The organism is Herbaspirillum sp., assembly GCF_035644555.1.
Taxonomy (GTDB): Bacteria; Pseudomonadota; Gammaproteobacteria; order Burkholderiales; family Burkholderiaceae_D; genus Herbaspirillum.
Map to the genome: position 1 here is coordinate 52,469 of NZ_DASQOH010000051.1, position 18,687 is coordinate 71,155.

General features: G+C 59.0%; 10 protein-coding genes. 3 read left to right on the plus strand and 7 right to left on the minus strand.

What is annotated here, in order from left to right:
• The first annotated feature begins 35 nt into the window (after positions 1 to 35).
• On the plus strand, positions 36 to 3,248 hold the full coding sequence (locus VE092_RS13715; protein ID WP_324877589.1) for a CusA/CzcA family heavy metal efflux RND transporter: 3,213 nt from the start codon (positions 36 to 38) through the stop codon (positions 3,246 to 3,248).
• 27 nt (positions 3,249 to 3,275) lie between these two features.
• Here the strand turns inward: VE092_RS13715 and VE092_RS13720 are convergent, their stop codons facing one another.
• Positions 3,276 to 5,612 (minus strand): putative bifunctional diguanylate cyclase/phosphodiesterase, encoded by a 2,337-nt coding sequence (locus VE092_RS13720; protein WP_324877591.1) that lies wholly within the window; start codon positions 5,610 to 5,612, stop codon positions 3,276 to 3,278.
• 35 nt (positions 5,613 to 5,647) lie between these two features.
• The gene (locus VE092_RS13725; RefSeq protein ID WP_324877593.1) at positions 5,648 to 6,520 is read right to left on the minus strand and encodes a hypothetical protein; all 873 of its coding nucleotides are present in this window, start codon (positions 6,518 to 6,520) and stop codon (positions 5,648 to 5,650) included.
• Between the two features lie 357 nt (positions 6,521 to 6,877).
• Between VE092_RS13725 and VE092_RS13730 the strand changes: the two genes are divergently transcribed.
• Together VE092_RS13730 and VE092_RS13735 are read left to right on the plus strand one after the other, a co-directional pair.
• Positions 6,878 to 8,725, plus strand: coding sequence for a class I SAM-dependent DNA methyltransferase (locus VE092_RS13730; protein WP_324877595.1), 1,848 nt, complete (start codon positions 6,878 to 6,880; stop codon positions 8,723 to 8,725).
• Positions 8,722 to 11,430, plus strand: coding sequence for a restriction endonuclease subunit S (locus VE092_RS13735; RefSeq protein ID WP_324877598.1), 2,709 nt, complete (start codon positions 8,722 to 8,724; stop codon positions 11,428 to 11,430). The genes VE092_RS13730 and VE092_RS13735 overlap by 4 nt, the downstream gene beginning before the upstream one ends.
• Before the next feature lie 157 nt (positions 11,431 to 11,587).
• Here the strand turns inward: VE092_RS13735 and VE092_RS13740 are convergent, their stop codons facing one another.
• The 5 genes from VE092_RS13740 to dnaN form a co-directional block, all read right to left on the minus strand.
• A complete protein-coding gene (locus VE092_RS13740; RefSeq protein WP_324877600.1) occupies positions 11,588 to 12,403 on the minus strand; it encodes a hypothetical protein in 816 nt (271 codons plus the stop codon).
• Between the two features lie 55 nt (positions 12,404 to 12,458).
• Positions 12,459 to 13,406 (minus strand): aminoglycoside phosphotransferase family protein, encoded by a 948-nt coding sequence (locus VE092_RS13745; RefSeq protein WP_324877603.1) that lies wholly within the window; start codon positions 13,404 to 13,406, stop codon positions 12,459 to 12,461.
• A 36-nt stretch (positions 13,407 to 13,442) separates the two neighbouring features.
• Complete coding sequence (locus tag VE092_RS13750; RefSeq protein ID WP_324877605.1) at positions 13,443 to 14,240, minus strand: hypothetical protein; 798 nt, start codon at positions 14,238 to 14,240, stop codon at positions 13,443 to 13,445.
• Positions 14,241 to 14,750: 510 nt separating this feature from the next.
• On the minus strand, positions 14,751 to 17,249 hold the full coding sequence (gene gyrB / locus VE092_RS13755; protein ID WP_006463449.1) for a DNA topoisomerase (ATP-hydrolyzing) subunit B: 2,499 nt from the start codon (positions 17,247 to 17,249) through the stop codon (positions 14,751 to 14,753).
• A gap of 135 nt (positions 17,250 to 17,384) precedes the next feature.
• A complete protein-coding gene (dnaN, locus tag VE092_RS13760; protein ID WP_077236725.1) occupies positions 17,385 to 18,491 on the minus strand; it encodes a DNA polymerase III subunit beta in 1,107 nt (368 codons plus the stop codon).
• Between the last annotated feature and the right edge of the window lie 196 nt (positions 18,492 to 18,687).

The window sequence follows — 18,687 nt, forward strand, 5'->3', positions numbered from 1 at the left end:
CCACGCCATTCCCACCATTCTGAAAGACGACGATCATGTTTGAACGCATCATTCGCTTCGCCATCGAGCATCGATGGCTGGTCCTGCTGGCGGTGCTGGGCATGGCGGCCCATGGGGTCTACAACTACCAGAAGCTGCCCATCGACGCCGTGCCCGACATTACCAACGTGCAGGTGCAGATCAACACCGCCGCCCCCGGCTATTCTCCTCTGGAAACCGAGCAGCGCATCAGCTACCCCATCGAGACCGCCATGTCGGGCCTGCCGCAACTGGAACAGGTGCGCTCGCTGTCGCGCTACGGGCTGTCACAGGTCACGGTCATCTTCAAGGATGGCACCGACATCTACTTTGCGCGGCAACTGGTCAACGAGCGCATCCAGCAGGCCAGGAGCCAACTGCCCGCCGGCATCGATCCGGCCATGGGGCCGATCTCCACCGGCCTCGGTGAAATCTACCTGTGGACCGTGGAAGCCCGCGAGGACGCCCGCAAACCCGATGGCACGCCCTATGGCGCAGCCGACCTGCGCGAGATCCAGGACTGGGTCATCAAGCCGCAGCTACGGCTGGTGCCGGGCGTGACCGAGATCAACACCATCGGCGGCTACGCCCGCGAATACCATGTCGCCCCCTCGACCGAACGCCTGGCCTCCTATGGCATGACCATGGATAGCATCATCAAGGCCCTGGAAAAGAACAACAGCAATGTCGGCGCCGGCTACATCGAACGGCGCGGCGAGCAATACCTGATCCGTGCACCGGGCCAGGTGGCCTCGCTGGAAGACATCGGCAATATCATCCTGGCCAATGTACGCGGCGTGCCCATTCGCATCCGTGATGTGGCCGAGGTCGGCATGGGACGTGAGTTGCGCACCGGTGCGGCCACCGAAAACGGGCGCGAAGTGGTGCTGGGCACGGTCTTCATGCTGATCGGCGAGAACAGCCGCACGGTCTCGCAGGCGGTGGACAAGAAACTGCGCGAGATCAACCGCAACCTGCCGGCCGGGGTCGAGGCCATCACCGTCTATGACCGCACCGTGCTGGTGGACAAGGCCATCGCCACCGTCAAGAAGAACCTCATCGAAGGCGCGCTGCTGGTGATTGCGGTGCTGTTCGTCTTCCTCGGCAACATCCGCGCGGCCATCATCACGGCCATGGTGATTCCGCTGGCCATGCTCTTCACCTTCACCGGCATGGTCTCCAACAAGGTCAGCGCCAACCTGCTGAGCCTGGGTGCGCTGGACTTCGGCATCATCATCGATGGCGCGGTGGTGATCGTGGAAAACTGCGTGCGCCGCCTGGCCCATGCGCAGCAACACCACGGCCGCCCGCTCACGCGCAGCGAGCGCTTCCATGAGGTCTTCGCCGCTGCCCGCGAGGCGCGCCGGCCGCTGCTGTTCGGGCAACTGATCATCATGATCGTGTACCTGCCCATGTTTGCGCTGACCGGGGTGGAAGGCAAGATGTTCACGCCCATGGCCTTCACCGTGGTGGCGGCACTGCTGGGCGCGATGATCCTGTCGGTGACCTTCATCCCGGCCGCCATTGCCCTGTTCATCGGCGAACGCGTCTCGGAGAAGGAGAACATCCTGATGCAATGGGCCAAGCGGCTTTATGCGCCGCTGCTGGTACGCGTCATGGACAACAAGCCGGTGGTGCTCAGTTTTGCCGCTGCGCTGATCGTGGTGTGCGCGGTGCTGGCCACGCGCCTGGGCACTGAATTCGTCCCCAGCCTGAACGAGGGTGACATGGCGATCCAGGCCTTGCGCATCCCCGGCACCAGTCTGACGCAATCGCTGGAGATGCAGCAGCAGATCGAGAAGACGCTGATGCGGCAATTCCCCGAGATCGAACGCGTCTTCGCCCGCACCGGCACCGCCGAGGTGGCCTCGGACCCAATGCCGCCCAATATCTCCGACGGCTACATCATGTTGAAGCCCGAGTCGCAATGGCCGCAGCCGCGCAAGACGCATGAGCAATTGCGCGAGGCAATCCAGCAGGCAGTAGCCCGCATCCCCGGCAACAGCTACGAGTTCTCGCAGCCCATCCAGCTGCGCTTCAACGAACTGATCTCGGGCGTACGCAGCGATGTCGCGGTCAAGATCTTCGGTGACGACATGGGCGTGCTCAACGACACCGCCGCCAAGGTCGCCGCCGTATTGCAGAAGACCCGCGGCGCCACCGAAGTGAAGGTGGAACAGACCACCGGCCTGCCGATGCTGAGCGTGGACATCGACCGCCAGAAACTGGCGCGCTATGGCCTGAACGTGTCCGACCTGCAGGACACGATCGCCACCGCCATCGGTGGCACCCAGGCCGGTACGCTATTCCAGGGCGACCGTCGCTTCGCCATCGTGGTGCGTCTGCCCGAAGCCGCCCGCGCCGATCTGGACGCCCTGCGCCGCCTGCCCATCGCGCTGCCGCCGCAGGAGGGCGCCAGCCGCATCAGCTATGTCCCGCTGGCCGAGGTGGCGACGCTCAACATCGCCCCCGGTCCCAACCAGGTCAGCCGCGAAGACGGCAAGCGCCGCATCGTAGTCAGCGCCAACGTGCGGGGCCGCGATCTGGGCTCTTTCGTGGCCGAGGCGGAACAGGCCCTGCAGGCGCAGGTACGCATCCCCACCGGTTACTGGACCACTTGGGGCGGCCAGTTCGAGAACCTGCAATCGGCCACGCAACGTCTGCAGATCGTCATCCCGGTGGCGCTGCTGATGGTGTTCGTGCTGCTGTTTGCGATGTTCAACAACGTCAAGGATGGCTTGCTGGTCTTCACCGGCATTCCCTTCGCGCTGACCGGCGGCATCCTGGCGCTGGCCGCACGCGGCATCCCAATGTCGATCTCGGCAGCGGTAGGCTTCATCGCGCTGTCAGGGGTGGCGGTGCTCAACGGGCTGGTGATGATTTCCTTCATCCGCAGCCTGCGCGAGGAAGGTCGCAGCCTGGACGTGGCCATCCACGAGGGCGCCATGACACGCCTGCGCCCGGTGCTGATGACGGCGCTGGTGGCGTCACTGGGCTTCGTGCCGATGGCACTGGCCACCGGCACCGGCGCCGAGGTACAGCGTCCGCTGGCCACGGTGGTGATCGGCGGCATCCTGTCCTCCACCGCATTGACGCTGCTGGTGCTGCCGCTGCTGTATCGGATGGCGCATAGGAGGGACGAGGAGGGCGAAGCTGAGCGCCCGGGCGCAACGACGCGCCGCCCGCGCTGGATGAGGTGGTTGCCTGGCTATCGGACTGCCCGGCGCTGATGTCCAGCGGCAGCCCGGCCAGGCGGATCAGCGGAAGCGATCCGGCGTCGTCAGCAGTTCGACAAATTGCTCGCCCGGCATGGGCTTGCCGTACCAGTAGCCCTGGTACAGCGAACAGCCTTGCGCATGCAGCAGGTCGCGCTGCTGCTGCGTCTCCACCCCTTCGGCGATGATGGACAGGTTCAGGCTCTGACCCAGCATGATGATGCTGCGCACGATGCTGGCCATGGCCGCATCCTTCTCCATTTCACGCACGAAGCTCTGATCGATCTTGATCTGGTCGATGGGGAAGCGCCCGAGGTACGCCAACGACGAGTAACCGGTTCCGAAATCATCCAGCGAGATCGAGATGTCGCTGGACCTCAGCATCTGCATCTTGGCGATCACGTCTTCGACGTGGTCCACCATCATGCTTTCGGTCAGCTCCACCTTCAGTGCATGGCTATGGAGGCGATACTTGCCGATGATCTCGCGGAAGCGGCCCACGAAATTGTCCACCTTGAATTCCTGCGCCGACACATTCACCGCCACCACCAGCTCATGCGCCAGCCCCTGGCGCTGCCAGGCCTGCAGATCAGCACAGATGGCGTGCAATGCCTGCTGACCGATCTGCTCCATCAGGCCCATGTCTTCGGCCACCGAGATGAAGCCACCCGGCGCGACGATGCCCTTTTCCGGATGCTTCCAGCGCAGCAAGGCCTCGGCCCCGACCACTTCACCCTCATAGGTCACCTGCGGCTGGTAATACACGATGAACTGGCGCTGCGCGACCGCCTGGCGCAGTTCGGCTTCCAGCAGGCTGCGCTGGTTGGCCAGCGCCTGCATCGCAGGGTCGAAGAAGCGGAAGGTATTGCGGCCGGCCAGGCGCGACTGCACCATCGCCAGCTCGGCCTGCATCAGCAGTTCGGCCGCGCCGTGGTGATCGTCATGGACGATATTGATACCCAGGTTGACCGCGCAAGGGAAGCGCGCAGCGGCGAGGGCATGGGGATCGGTGAAGGTGGCGATGATGCGATGGGCCAGCGCCTCGCAGAAGCGGAGACATTCGGCCAGGTCATGGGTCCGGATTTCGCTGCCCAGCGCGAACTTCGCGCCCTCCAGGCGTGCCACGGTCTGCTCGGGCGTGATGCAGCTGGAGAAACGCCGCGCACACTCCACCAGCAACTGCTCGACTTCGTCGGAACTGGCCCCGCCATAGGAGAGATCGGCCCGACTGATCTCCATCACAAAGACCGCCCCGGCCGTACCATTGCTGCGACGCCGCGCCAGACCGCGTCGCAGGCGGTCCATGAAGAGCGTCTTGTTGGGCAGCTGGGTGACCGGGTCATAGAAGGCCAGGCGGTCGATACGGTTCTCCGCATCCAGCCGTGCACTGACATCGATGACCACCCAGATCTGGTCCGCCGGCCGCGCCGGATCGATCAGCGAGGTATGCAATTCCGCCGGGAAGCTGCCGCCATCGCCCCGGCGCAACAGCACGATCTCGCCGGCCGCGCCGCTGGAACGGGCCACCGCCTGCGCCACGTAGGCCGCCTGCTGGGCTGGTTCGACAAATACCTCTTCGGCGGGCTGGCCGACGAGATTCCTGTCCGCACTGCCGAGCAGCGCCTGCGCGGCCTCGTTGACGAAGACGATGCTGCCGTCGCGCACGAACAGCACCCCCGCCGGAATGTTGCCGAGAATGGCCGCCTGTTCATCGAAGAGCGCCTTCAGGCTGCTTTGCATCGATTCCATATGGCGCGCCAGCTGACCGATTTCATCCTGCTGCGGGATGGCGATGCGTTCATCGAAGCTGCCGCGCTCGATGCGCTCGGTCGCTGCGGTCAACATGCCGATGGGCCGGAGGATGCGACGATAGACCAGCAGCCCGATGATGATCAGCGAAGCCACCGCCTGCGCCAGCAGCACCAGGGTGTGGAAGCTCTTGTCAGCGGCCAGCTTGCGTTGCAGCTGGTGGTCCGACACGATCAGGTGCAGGCTGCCCAGGCTCACGTCTTGCTGGTTCTGCTGCATCACCAGCGGCACGCTGCGCGAGATGATGTTGCCCAGGCGCCGCTGCCCGTCTTCCACGCGGGCGATGATCTTTTCATCGGGATCGGCGATCTCGGCCGACACCACCTGCGGATCGAGCATGGCCCCTTGCAGCACGGCGTTGATGTCGGACTTGTCCAGGCTCCACACCGGCAGCACCAGGCTGTGCTGCATGGTCTGCGCCTTTTCGTTGACCAGTGCCTGCATCTCGATACCGATCTGCTTTTCGCGCACGCCGTTGAGCACGGTCAGTGCCAGCACCACCGGCAGGCATAGCGCCACCAGCATGGCAATGGCGATATAGACGCCGAGGCTATTGAGTTTCTTATTCATGGTCTTGCAGAGAACGTGACGAGGGCGAAGCCCGCTTATTTGAACCAGTCCAGGCGGTAGGTCTCGATGGCCTTGCGCTCCAGGGGCGTGAGACGATCATTGTTGAGGACGATGACGCGTGGATGGGTCGACTTCAGCAATTGCCGCGCCTGGCGCGTGGAGCGATGCTGGCGGATCAGCTCGGCCAGCTCGCCGCTGCGATGGATCTTGCGCAGGCCTTCCAGCAGGGCGTCGCGGATATCGTCGCGCCCCGGCGTGGTGTAGAAGAACAGGTCCACCGGGTAGTACAGCACCAGGTCCGGCACGATGGCCAGCTGATGGTCGCGGTCGTAGGTCTCCAGCTCGCCGCTTGCTTCGAAGACCGAGCGGTTATAGAAGTCGAAGCGCCTGGCCTTGAGCATCTCGAAGAGATTGAGATAGTTGGCCTGCACGACATCCAGGCCGTTGGCCTGCATGATGTGGGTGTCGGTCCAGCCGATGCCGGAGCCGATACGGAACCTGCGCAGGTCGTCGAGGGTACGGATATCCCGCGCGCGCTGCAGGCTGGCGGTATTGGCCATCAGCACGCGGTAGCCACCGCCGCCGAGATAGATCGGAAAGGGAATGCCTTCCAGCCCGCGGGTCATGGAACTGCCGGCGGAGGTGGTCATCAGGTTGCAGTACTGGCCGGCCTGGATCAGCTGGACGTAACGCTGGTCGGAGGTGGCCACATCGGCCACCTGGCAACCCTTGATGGAGAAGCGCTTGCCGGTCGCCCGCATCGCCAGTTCGAGGACCGCCTTGCGGTAATCGATGAGGGGGTTGTCATCGTTGAGATCGGCCAGCTTGATCTCGATGACGTGATGGGCGAGGTCGGGGCTGGCGGGGGATTGGGCGCGGGCAATATTGGCGCAGAACGGACCCATCATCAGGACGAGCAAGACTGCGGCAACTGTTCGGGCGCTCGTCTTGATGTTACTCATACAGGGCGGTGTGATCGAATTGAGATTCGATGGTATGCAAGCATCAGAGGATGTGCAAGATTTTGTGGGGCGGGGAGGGGTGGGGTGTGGCGGGATGGCACAGCTTCGCGCAATTAGTGAGAAATCGGCGATGTAATTCGCGGTTTGCGTGAGGATGTGAGATTTTGTGTAAAGAGCAGGCATGCTATGGCTTCATGCGTCCCTGCACCTCGATCCGGATCGCGCTTCTGAACAGCCTTCATCGGGCTGGAGGGAGCGATGTTACGATAACCAACCTTAGAAAAAAAGAATCCTTTCCCTGCCATGAATCACCAAGCTCTCTCGTCCTTCATCTGGTCGGTTGCCGACCTCCTGCGCGGCGACTACAAACAGTCAGAATATGGCCGCGTCATTCTTCCCTTCACCGTGCTGCGCCGTCTGGACTGTGTACTGGAGGCAAGCAAGCCCGATGTGCTGAAGGAATTCGATGCCAAAACCAAGGCGGGCCTCAACCCGGAGCCATTCCTGAGACGCAAGGCGGGCACGAGCTTCTACAACACCTCGCCGCTGGACCTGGTCAAGCTCTTGGGTGATCAAGACCATATTCGGCAGAACCTGTATGCCTACGTGCAGGCGTTCTCGCCTGAGGCGCGTGACATCTTCGAGCGCTTCGACTTCCACACCCAGGTCGAGCGCCTGGCCAAGGCCAACCTGCTGTATCTCGTCACCGAGAAATTTGCCAGCATCGACCTGCATCCCGACGTGGTGGACAACGCCAGCATGGGCCTGGTGTTCGAAGAACTGATCCGCAAGTTTGCTGAAATCTCCAATGAAACCGCCGGTGAGCACTTCACCCCGCGTGAAGTGATCCGCCTGATGGTGAACCTGCTGTTCATCGAGGATGACGATGTCCTCGCCGCCGGGCGCGACGTGGTGCGTACGATCTACGACCCCACTGCCGGTACCGGCGGCATGCTGTCGATTGCGGACGAGTTCCTGCGCGAGCACAACCCGCGCGCGCGGCTGACCATGTTCGGCCAGGAGCTCAACGACGAGTCCTACGCCATCTGCAAGGCAGACATGCTCATCAAGGGCCAGCCGGTGGAGAACATCGTCGCCGGCAATACCTTGTCCGAGGATGGTCACGCCGGCCGCAAGTTCGACTACATGCTCTCCAACCCGCCCTTCGGCGTGGAGTGGAAGAAGGTGGAAAAGACCGTGCGCCTGGAGCATGAGCAGAAAGGCTTTGATGGTCGCTTCGGCCCCGGCCTGCCACGCGTCTCCGACGGCTCCATGCTGTTCCTGATGCATCTGTTGTCGAAGATGGCGCCGGTGGTCAATGGCGAGGGGGGCAGCCGCTTTGGCATCGTGTTGAATGGCTCGCCGCTCTTCACCGGCGGCGCCGGCAGCGGAGAAAGCGAAATCCGCCGCTATGTGCTGGAGAACGACCTGGTGGAAGCCATCATCGGGCTGCCCACCGACATGTTCTACAACACCGGCATCGCCACCTATGTCTGGATACTGTCCAACAAGAAACCGGCGGCACGCAAAGGACGCCTGCAACTCATCGACGCCAGCAGCTATTGGCAGAAGATGCGCAAGAGCCTGGGCAGCAAGCGCAAGGAGATGAGCACAGACCATATCGATACCGTGACGCGCCTGTTTGGCGGCTTCGTCGAGGCCGAACTGGTCACGGTATGGGACGCGGCAGGAACGGTGCAGGCTGAGCCGCAACTCATCAAGAATGGCGACAAGCTGCCCAGTGTGCCGGAGGGCGGCAAGATCAAGCGCCAGCCCATCTCACGCATCTTCAAGAATGCAGACTTCGGTTACACCACCATCACCGTTGAACGCCCCTTGCGTGACGAGGCAGGCGATGCGGTGCTGGGCGTGAAGGGGAAGCAGAAGGGGAAGCTTCAACCGGACAGCAACTTGCGTGATACCGAGAACGTCCCGTTGAACGAAGACATCCAGGCCTACTTCGAGCGTGAGGTGTTGCCCCATGCGCCTGATGCATGGATTGATACGGAGAAGAGCAAGGTTGGATACGAGATTCCGTTCAATCGACACTTCTATGTGTTTGAACCGCCGCGTAGCTTGCATGCGATTGACGAGGAGCTGAAAGCGGTGTCGGCTAACATCATGAGGATGCTTGGGGAGTTGGCGGAATGAAATTGCCAAGATATACAGAGTATAGGAGCACTGGATTTGGCTGGTTTCCCAATATTCCCTCACATTGGCAGACTTGCTCCTTAAAGAGAATCGCTAGGTTGAAGAGCGGAGAAACCATCACATCAGAAGAGATTTCCGAGACAGGTAAATACCCGGTATATGGCGGCAATGGCCTTCGCGGTTTCACTTCTAACTTCACACATGATGGTAAGTTTGCGCTTGTAGGTCGGCAAGGAGCACTTTGCGGCAACGTGAACTATTCACATGGAAAGTTTTGGGCATCTGAACACGCGGTCGTCGCAACCCCAATTAAACCTGCGGCAACCAGGTGGCTAGGAGAATTACTACGTGCGATGGACCTCAATCAATACTCAGTGTCAGCGGCGCAACCTGGTTTATCTGTAGAACTCATCTCGAACATTACGGTACCTTATCCATCGTATAGCGAGCAAATCGAGATCGCTAACTTCCTCGATCGCGAAACTGCCAAAATCGACGCGCTGATTGCCGAGCAGGAAAAGCTCAGCGCCCTGCTGGCTGAGAAGCGTCAGGCCACTATCTCCGATGCAGTCACCAAAGGTCTCAACCCCGACGTCCCGATGAAGGACTCTAGCGTGGCTTGGCTTGGAGAGGTGCCGGCGCATTGGGATATTTGTTTTCTTAAAACAAGATTTGCTTCCGTTGAGTATGGAATTTCAGATTCGCTATCTGCTGAAGGCTCCGTGGCTGTGCTCCGAATGGGGAATATTGTAGATGGGCAGGTATGTCTTAATGATCTGAAGTACGTTGACGAAGTTGACCCAGCTCTGCTGCTTGTACAAGGTGATTTGCTGTTTAATAGAACGAATAGCCTAGCGCTAGTAGGAAAAGTTGGCCTAGAGACCACGCAACCGGACAACTGGCAACGCCTCTCCAAGACCCACGGCGCGGCCCTGCCGCAGGTGTTGGCTGATCGTATCCGCAAGAACATGAATGAGCGCGGCACGCTCGATGTACTGCGTCGGGGCGTGGAAATGCTGGGCCTGACAGCACCGCTGGAGCTGGCGCAATTCAAGCCGGCATTGGCGCTGAACCCGGCCATCCAGGCCCGCTACGCCGCCAATCGCCTGCGCGTGGTGCGCCAGGTTTGCCACTCGCCCAACAATCCCAAGGCCGAGCTGGATCTGGTGTTGTTCCTCAATGGCATCGCCGTGGCCACAGCGGAATTGAAAAGCAATTTCACGCAGAGCGTGCATGACGCGGTGGACCAGTATCGGGAAGACCGCCATCCCCAGCCCAAGGGTGGTGTGGTGGAGCCGTTGCTGGGTTTCCCGGGCGGGGCGCTGGTCCACTTTGCGGTGAGCCAGTCCGAGGTGATGATGAGCACGCGCCTGGCGGGTACCGCAACCCATTTCCTGCCCTTTAACCAGGGCAATGAAGGTGGCGCCGGTAACGCCCCCAATCCTGACGGTTACGCGACGTCCTATCTGTGGGAAGAGGTCTGGGCCGTCGATAGCTGGCTGGACATCCTGCACCGCTACCTCATCAGCAAACGCAACGACAAGAAGCAGCCGCAGGCGGTGATCTTCCCGCGCTATCACCAGCTGGATGCGACCCGCAAGCTGGTGGCCGATGTACTGGAGAAGGGGGCAGGGGAGCGCTACCTGATCCAGCATTCGGCCGGTTCCGGCAAGACCAATTCGATTGCGTGGACCGCACACTTCCTGGCGGACCTGCACGACGCCCAGAGCAAGAAGGTGTTCGACAGCATCCTGGTGGTCAGTGACCGCACGGTGCTGGATGCGCAGTTGCAGGAAGCCATCTTCGATTTCGAGCGTACCACCGGCGTGGTGGCCACCATTACCAACGAACACGGCAGCAAGAGTACCCAACTGGGGCAGGCACTCAAGGCAGGAAAGAAGATCATCGTCTGCACCATCCAGACCTTTCCCTTTGCATTGCAAGCGGTGCAAGAACTGGCTGCGACCGAAGGCAAGCGTTTTGCGGTCATTGCTGACGAAGCGCACAGCTCACAAAGCGGCGAGGCAGCAGCCAAGCTCAAGCAACTGCTGTCGGCGCAGGAGTGGGCCGAACTGCAGGACGGCGGAGAAGTGGACACCGAAGCGCTGCTGACCGCGCAGATGGAAGCGCGTCCGGGTGTAAAGGGGCTAACCTACGTCGCCTTTACCGCCACACCCAAGGCCAAGACACTGGAGCTGTTCGGTCGCAAACGGGACACGGTGGACCTGAGCAAGGTCGTCCTGACACATCACACGCTCAAGAATCGCGGCAAGCAGACCCTGGGTCTGCGCGGGGAAGGGGAATACAAGCTGCAGCCCATGGATGCCGTGGGAAGTGGCAGCGTGCAGGAGAAGCAGGAAGCCTACCTCACGGAAATCATCGAATTGGTGAATGGCTTGTTCGAGGGGGATCTCTCCAATGGAGACCAACTGGTGTACGTCAATGGCGTGCTCAAGGGGAAGCTGCTGGAGAACGAGACCTTGCTGCGTCAGGCGGCAAGCAACAGCAAGGAGCACTTTGCCAATTCACCTGATCTCAAGGAGGCGATGCTGAACGCCATCATGGACGCCCTGGATGCGCACCAGAGCATGAGTACCCAGGCACTAGGTTCAGAGCGTGTGCGCGATGGTCTGCGCGATATCCTGCTTGGGCCTGGGCAGCTTTACGAGGCCTTACGGAGCAAGGCGGAACATCGCGCCAGATGAGATGAGTTCAGGCAAAGACACAACGGGAAAACATAAAAGGCTCGTATGGATGTGGCTTGCGACGCTCTGACAAAGGAACCTTTTTACATTAAACCGAAGTCCGGTATCAGACTGGACTCCGATTCCTTAACTTGCTAACGATAAACTGGGGCAGGCACTAGGTACCCGTGCCTTTCCCGACCTTAGTGTCGCTTCCTTCGGCAACACCAAACAGAGCTTTGGAGATTTGCCGCAAACGACCAGTGATGTCCTGCGTGCCAAACCCCGCTACAAATGCGATTCCTATCCACCAATGAATTCCTCGAGAATGCAGACTTGCCAGCTGCAACAGTCCCTCCTGAACAAGCACAATCAACATCGCGCCAATTAGGAAACCCATGAACGGACGCAACACATACCACGGCCACCAACGAGACAAGTCAAGATCACCTTTATAGCAAGCGTTCCCAATAAAATCGGACATAGTGCGCAACTGCACGCCCAAGACGGCCGTAAGACTCATCAGAAAGAGCAGAGAGGCCGTAAAATCTGTCTTAGACTTGTTTGATCGATAGGCTAGGTCATCCAAAGCCGCGTCAAATGCCGGTTTCGTGGTTTCTTGATCTTTTTCCGAGACGCTATACAGCAATTTTGTGAGCAACTCTTTCGTGCCGTCATCAATACTCCCGACGTAGATCAGCTCCTTTGTTTGACTATCGTACTTGAAGGTAGATGGGCCAGGTTTCAGCATTGACTTTTCCCGCAAATCAAATGTCGTTCTATACTCGACATTTGCTTTCGCGCTTACCAACTGATATTGGGAGTACCACCGACATGCGCACCATATCGTAATGCTGACTATCAAGATTGCCACGACTAACTCAACCCAGATATTACGATTGCTTCGCACAGAAGGCGTGCGATTATCAGACGCGCCGCTCTGAGCAGTGTTATTAACCTCCGCCGCGACCTGATCATTAGCATTGCCCGACATCTGATTCCCCTAGAGATATTCGTTATCAAAATTTTCTAGACCACTGACCTTACAGTCAGTCTTTCTGCATTCTTGCTTTGCTCAGCCAGAAAAGACTTTCTCCTGCCCCTGGTAGCAACTTTTCAATAGGTATGCGTGCAATACCCGTTGGTAATGGCAAACTTGCGTAGCGAAGAATTCGTACCGCGCGCAGAACGCTGTACAAATGAAATCGTGGGGCATTGTCGTTCCAGAAGATATGCGAACGAAGCGCGGCATACAGCCGCGTCTTCCCGTGACGAGCAAAAAAGAACCCAGCTGTGGTTAGCGCATCACAGGCGATCATACTTTCGAGATCAATGATTCCGGCGACACGATTGTTCCGGTCTACGATGACGTTTTGTGGAGAGAGATCACCCCAAGCCAAGGATGGAGAAAGAGGTAGATCTATTGTTCGGAGATTAGCTCGCAACTCAATGAGTCTCTCGCACCATTCACTCGGGAGAATACCGCTGGCTTGCAATGATGAAAAGTCGATACCGAAGGCGCTGTTAATGAATTGGCGGCACGTATTTGACGCTCCGAGCTCGGCATTGATCAAGTCACCGAATCCTTGGACTTCCAGTCGGGAGATTCTTTTAAGAATATCGGCGATATCAGAGGCTATCTGAGCTAGCGCCGCATCATCCATTAGTGACATCCGGCTGTCCAAAGTCACCCCGGGAATAGGGCGATAGACAACATAAGATAAGTTGCTCGAAGGCCCTGAGCGAGAGTCTGCTATTACTTCCGGACAAACGATTCCAACCGTGTGTAGGCGCGTGAATAAATCCGGCTCGTAATTGACGACATGCGATCGCTCGGTAGGATAAAAGCGAACGATAAATTCGCCAAACATCGGATGTTGAACGAGCACTTTATGCGTCATGACACCGCTGTCTACCGCTTGCGCCGCTACACCGTTGACGCCCATCAGTTGTGCGACAATTTTTTTTGCTGCGTCGGTTTGATTGGCCGGGATCATATATCCGTGCTATTAAACTCTGATGGTGAGACCACGTTAGCGGAACGCAGAAACGCCGGAGAGATTGGGTGTAAAAAAATATCGTGCGAACAGGCTGGCTTGAGATTCATAAGATGAATGTGCAGCAAGCCATCTTTTCGTAACCGGTTCGATAGTTAGCTCTAGCTCGGCAGCGTAATGAAGGATTCTGAACCAGAGTACGCATAGGCGCGTGAGTGGGCATTGCGGGCTGATCACCTCGTCTGGAAAGTCAAATCGCACGGCACGCATAACCCTGGCCGATAGATCTCTCAATGAGTTTTGGGGATCACAAATATCCCAAGTTCGCAGATGCAGAGAAATTGCGTTTCCAGTGAAATCAAATTGGTTTAATACGTCCTTGATGTCAAAACACTGCCAGAGACCATTGTGAAAACTTCTGATCGGTATAACGTCGGCGTAAGTCGAAGTGTCTTCAGGTGCATACCACCTAGGCGATCCAAACGGGCCATCCTCTACTCGGCCTTTTGTTTGAAGAAACCCAACTATTGCTTCTTTCTCGATTCCAGCAAAGAAAAGGTCAACATCTTGTACTGGACGACGATTGTTCAAGAGGACATCTCGTAACGCTCCACCAGCTAGATATAGCTCAAGGCTTGGAAATTCAGCGAGCATATCGGCGAGAACGTCGTAATAAGTCCACGACGCCAGAACACGCCTAGCTTCTTTCTGTATGAAGCCGTCAGATGAAGCGGTGGCTTTATAGAATGTCGTCATAAGACCTCTTTGAAGCATTTTTGCATCAGAAATAAAAATGACTAATGGACTTCCATCCACCACTTCTACGAATGCCATGTCGACAGAAGTACGATGAAACGCCATAGGTGAAAAACCAGTTTTGAATTTTAAGCTTTGTGAATCCGGGACGTGCGTTACACAGAGCCGCGCCTAGCAAAAATGTAGCTTTTATTTCAAATGAACTTTCCAGAAGCGGAATTAACAAGGGGAAATGTCGCGGCTAGCTAGGGGATACCAATTTTGCTCAAGCAGAGTGCCACTGGCCGCCTCTTAATCGCCTAAATCAATCTATCTCTAGCCACTGAATCAAAGCATCGGACAAAGGTGTCCGATGTTGGAATAAGGACAGCCCCCGATCAAATCAATGAGTTGTTTCACAGGCCCAAGTGTATCTGGTTGCCGAGAAGGAAATATTCACAAGTCCGCTACGAAGGAACCGTACCGCCCAGTTCGATCATAAAAAAAGAGAGTCCTTAGTGAACTAAGGACTCTCTTTTTACTTACAGGAACGCTATCTATTTTGAAGGAAGTGGCGCTTTGTTCTTGCCAGCTTCACTGGGCTAAGAATCAAACATCAATATTCCCCGCCTGCAACGCATTGGACTCAATAAACGCCCGACGCGGCTCCACGTCATCGCCCATGAGCGTCATGAAGATCTGGTCAGCCGCAATCGCATCCTCGATCTGCACCTTCAACAAACGGCGCACGGTCGGGTCCATCGTGGTCTCCCACAGCTGCTCGGGGTTCATCTCGCCCAGGCCTTTGTAGCGCTGCTTGTTGACGCCGCGTTCGGCTTCGTCGCGCAGCCAGCCCATGGCCTGGCGGAAGTCGGTGATGGCGGATTCCTTGCGCTTTTCGCCCTGGCCACGGGCCACCGTGGCGCCCTTGCGGATGAGGCCCTTGAAGGTCTCGGCGGCGGTGGAGAGCACCTGGTAATCAGGGCCGCTGACGAAGTCGGCATCGATCACGGTGGCCTTGATGTTGCCATGCTGGCGACGGTGGATGTGCAGGGCGACCTTTTCGCTGAGCTCGTCCACGCGGGCTTGCACGTCGATGTTGCTGTCGTTGATGGCCTTCTTCAGTTCGGCCGCGGTGGCGGTGGCTTGTTCGATGTTTTCCATCTTCAGCACCACGCCGCCGGTCATGATGGCGCTCAAGGCGGCGTCATCGATGGCGCGCGAAAGGCGCATGATGATGGCGTTGGCGGTGTTGTACTGGCGGGCCAGTTCGATCAGTGCATCGCCGCTGATGGCGGGGGCGTCTTCGGCGGGCTTGATCTCGGCGTCGTTCAGGGCGATCTGCATCATGTATTGCGCTTCCTCGATATCGTCCTTGAGGTAGCGCTCGTCCTTGCCGGCCTTGACCTTGTACAGCGGCGGCTGGGCGATGTAGATGTGGCCGCGTTCGACCAGGGCCGGCATCTGGCGATAGAACAGGGTCAGCAGCAGGGTGCGGATGTGGGCGCCGTCGACGTCGGCGTCGGTCATGATGATGATGCGGTGGTAGCGCAGCTTGTCCGGGTTGAACTCGTCAGCGCCGATGCTGGTGCCCAGGGTGGCAATGAGGGTGGTGATCTGTTCGGAGGAGAGCATCTTCTCGAAGCGTGCCTTCTCCACGTTCAGCACCTTGCCGCGCAGCGGCAGGATGGCCTGGAACTTGCGGTCGCGGCCTTGCTTGGCCGAGCCGCCTGCGGAGTCACCCTCGACGATGTAGAGCTCGCACAGGGCCGGGTCGCGTTCCTGGCAGTCGGCCAGTTTGGACGACAAACCCAGGCCGTCCATGACGCCCTTGCGGCGGGTCAGTTCGCGGGCCTTGCGGGCGGCTTCGCGGGCGCGGGCGGCTTCGACGATCTTGCCGCAGATGATCTTGGCGTCGTTGGGCTTCTCGGCGAGGAAGTCGGTCAGGGTCTTGGCGACGATTTCTTCCACGGGGCCGCGCACTTCGCTGGAGACCAGCTTGTCCTTGGTCTGGGAGCTGAACTTGGGTTCGGGTACCTTCACCGAGAGCACGCAGGTCAGGCCTTCGCGCATGTCGTCGCCGGAGATTTCGACCTTGGCCTTCTTGGCGAGATCGTTTTCTTCGATGTACTTGTTGATGACGCGGGTCATGGCGGCGCGCAGGCCGGTCAGGTGGGTGCCGCCGTCACGCTGGGGGATGTTGTTGGTGAAGCAGAGCACCTGTTCGTTGAAGGCGTCGTTCCATTGCATGGAGACGTCCACCGAGACCAGCGTGCCCTGGTCGGATTGCTTCTCGCCGGTGGCCTGGAAGATGGTCGGGTTGAGGATGCTCTTGTTCTTGTTGATGTATTCGACGAAGCCGCGGGTGCCGCCTTCGAAGGCGAAGTCTTCTTCCTTGCCGGTGCGCTGGTCGGTCAGCTTGATGTGCACGCCGTTGTTGAGGAAGGACAGTTCGCGGATGCGTTTGGCCAGGATCTCGTAGTGGAATTCGACGTGGGTGAAGATTTCTTCGTCGGCCCAGAAGTGGACTTCGGTGCCGCGCTTGTCGGATTCGCCCACGACCTTGATGGGCGAGACCTGCACGCCGTCGATCATTTCGAGTTCGCGGTTCTGGACGATGCCCTTGGCGAATTCCATGGCGTAGTGCTTGCCGTCGCGACGGATGGTCAGCTTCAGTTTCTTCGACAGTGCATTCACGCAGGACACGCCCACGCCGTGCAAGCCGCCGGAGACCTTGTAGGAGTTCTGGTCGAACTTGCCGCCGGCGTGCAGCTCGGTCATCACGATCTCGGCGGCGGAGCGCTTGGGTTCGTGCTTGTCGTCCATCTTCAGGCCGGTGGGAATGCCGCGGCCGTTGTCGGTGATGGAGATGGAGTTGTCGGCGTGGATGGTGACGTGGATCTCGCTGCAGTAGCCTGCCAGGGCTTCGTCGATGGAGTTGTCCAGCACTTCGAACACCAGGTGGTGCAGGCCGGTGCCGTCAGAGGTGTCGCCAATGTACATGCCGGGACGCTTGCGCACCGCCTCCAGGCCTTCCAGGATCTGGATGGAAGAAGCGCCATAGCTTTGTTGCGCGGAATTGGTGTTGTCTGCGGGGCTGGAGGACATGGTTACCTTCTGAAATTGCTAGCCAAACGACTAGGGGACTGCAAAAAACGGAATTCGTCGGAGGATTCTTGGAATTCTTAAAAGCAACCGAGGGGCCGTCTGGGACGGCCCCTCGGGCGCGTGGAGCGGTGTTGCTCAGATCCGCATCGGCATGACGACGTACTTGAAGTCGGCGTTCTCGGGGATGGTGATCAGGGCCGAGGAATTGGCATCGCCCAGGGCGATGTTGACGTAGTCGTTCTTCAGGTTGTTGAGCACGTCGAGCAGGTAGCTGACGTTGAAACCGATGTCGACGGTGTCGCCGCCGTAGTCGATTTCCAGTTCTTCGACCGCTTCTTCCTGGTCGGCGTTGGTGGAGCTGATCTTCAGGCTGCCGGGGGCGATCACCCAGCGCACGCCCTTGAACTTGTCGCTGGTCATGATGGCGGCGCGTTGCAGCGAGCGCAGCAGCTGGTCGCGACTGATGGTGAAGCTGTTCTTGTAGCCCTTGGGCACCACGCGGGTGTAGTCGGGGAACTTGCCTTCGACCAGCTTGGAGATCAGCTCGATGTCGGCGAAGGTCAGCTTGACCTGGTTGTTGGCGATCTGCAGCTGGACTTCATCGTCGCTGTCGTCGAGCAGACGTTGCAGTTCGATGATGGTCTTGCGCGGGATGATCACTTCCTGGCGCGGGAAGTCCTGTTCGGTCTCGACCTGGCAGAAGGCCAGGCGGTGGCCGTCGGTGGCGACCGCGATCACGTTCTTGCCTTCGACCACCAGCAGCAGGCCGTTGAGGTAGTAGCGGATATCCTGCTGGGCCATGGCGAAGTGGACCATGTTGAACAGGTGCTTCAGGGTCTTCTGCGGCAGGTTCACCTGGGCGTTGTAGTGCTCGGCCTGGGCGACCGTCGGGAATTCCTCGGCGGCCAGCGTCTGCAGGGCGAAGCGGGACTTGCCCGATTGCACGGTCAGGCGCTTGTTGGACAGGGAAATGGCGACTTCGCCGGAGTCGGGCAGGGCGCGCAGGATGTCGAGCAGCTTGCGGGCGGCCACGGTGGTGGCGGTCGTTTCATTGCCGGAGCCGACGTCGGCGTGCGTGGTGATCTGCACTTCGATGTCGGTGGACAGGAAAGAGACCTTCTCGCCGTCCTTGCGGATGAGGATATTGGCCAGAATCGGCAATGTGTGCCGACGCTCGACAATACCACTCACGATCTGCAGAGGACGCAGGAGCGTGTCTCGTTGGGTTTTAACCAATTGCATAGTCAGTTTGTCCTTGCTAGTAATGGTTTAAAGGATGCCGTCGGCCGGCTTTGCGTCATGCCCATCTTGCGCGTGTTCCTCCTCTGGTGAAAAACGCTGTCTGCACTGCAACCTGCCTGAATATGCAACGCTCCTGCATGTGGCATGACCGGTAAGCGACCGGTCCGGAATCCGTTCCCGCAAAGCTGGTGATACA

Excerpts from the sequence above, each read along its gene's own strand:
- VE092_RS13715 (WP_324877589.1), top strand. The coding sequence starts at position 36 with ATGTTTGAACGCATCATTCGCTTCGCCATCGAGCATCGATGGCTGGTC.
- VE092_RS13720 (WP_324877591.1), bottom strand. The coding sequence starts at position 5,612 with ATGAATAAGAAACTCAATAGCCTCGGCGTCTATATCGCCATTGCCATG.
- VE092_RS13725 (WP_324877593.1), bottom strand. The coding sequence starts at position 6,520 with ATGATGGGTCCGTTCTGCGCCAATATTGCCCGCGCCCAATCCCCCGCC.
- VE092_RS13730 (WP_324877595.1), top strand. The coding sequence starts at position 6,878 with ATGAATCACCAAGCTCTCTCGTCCTTCATCTGGTCGGTTGCCGACCTC.
- VE092_RS13735 (WP_324877598.1), top strand. The coding sequence starts at position 8,722 with ATGAAATTGCCAAGATATACAGAGTATAGGAGCACTGGATTTGGCTGG.
- VE092_RS13740 (WP_324877600.1), bottom strand. The coding sequence starts at position 12,403 with ATGTCGGGCAATGCTAATGATCAGGTCGCGGCGGAGGTTAATAACACT.
- VE092_RS13745 (WP_324877603.1), bottom strand. The coding sequence starts at position 13,406 with ATGATCCCGGCCAATCAAACCGACGCAGCAAAAAAAATTGTCGCACAA.
- VE092_RS13750 (WP_324877605.1), bottom strand. The coding sequence starts at position 14,240 with ATGGCATTCGTAGAAGTGGTGGATGGAAGTCCATTAGTCATTTTTATT.
- gyrB (WP_006463449.1), bottom strand. The coding sequence starts at position 17,249 with ATGTCCTCCAGCCCCGCAGACAACACCAATTCCGCGCAACAAAGCTAT.
- dnaN (WP_077236725.1), bottom strand. The coding sequence starts at position 18,491 with ATGCAATTGGTTAAAACCCAACGAGACACGCTCCTGCGTCCTCTGCAG.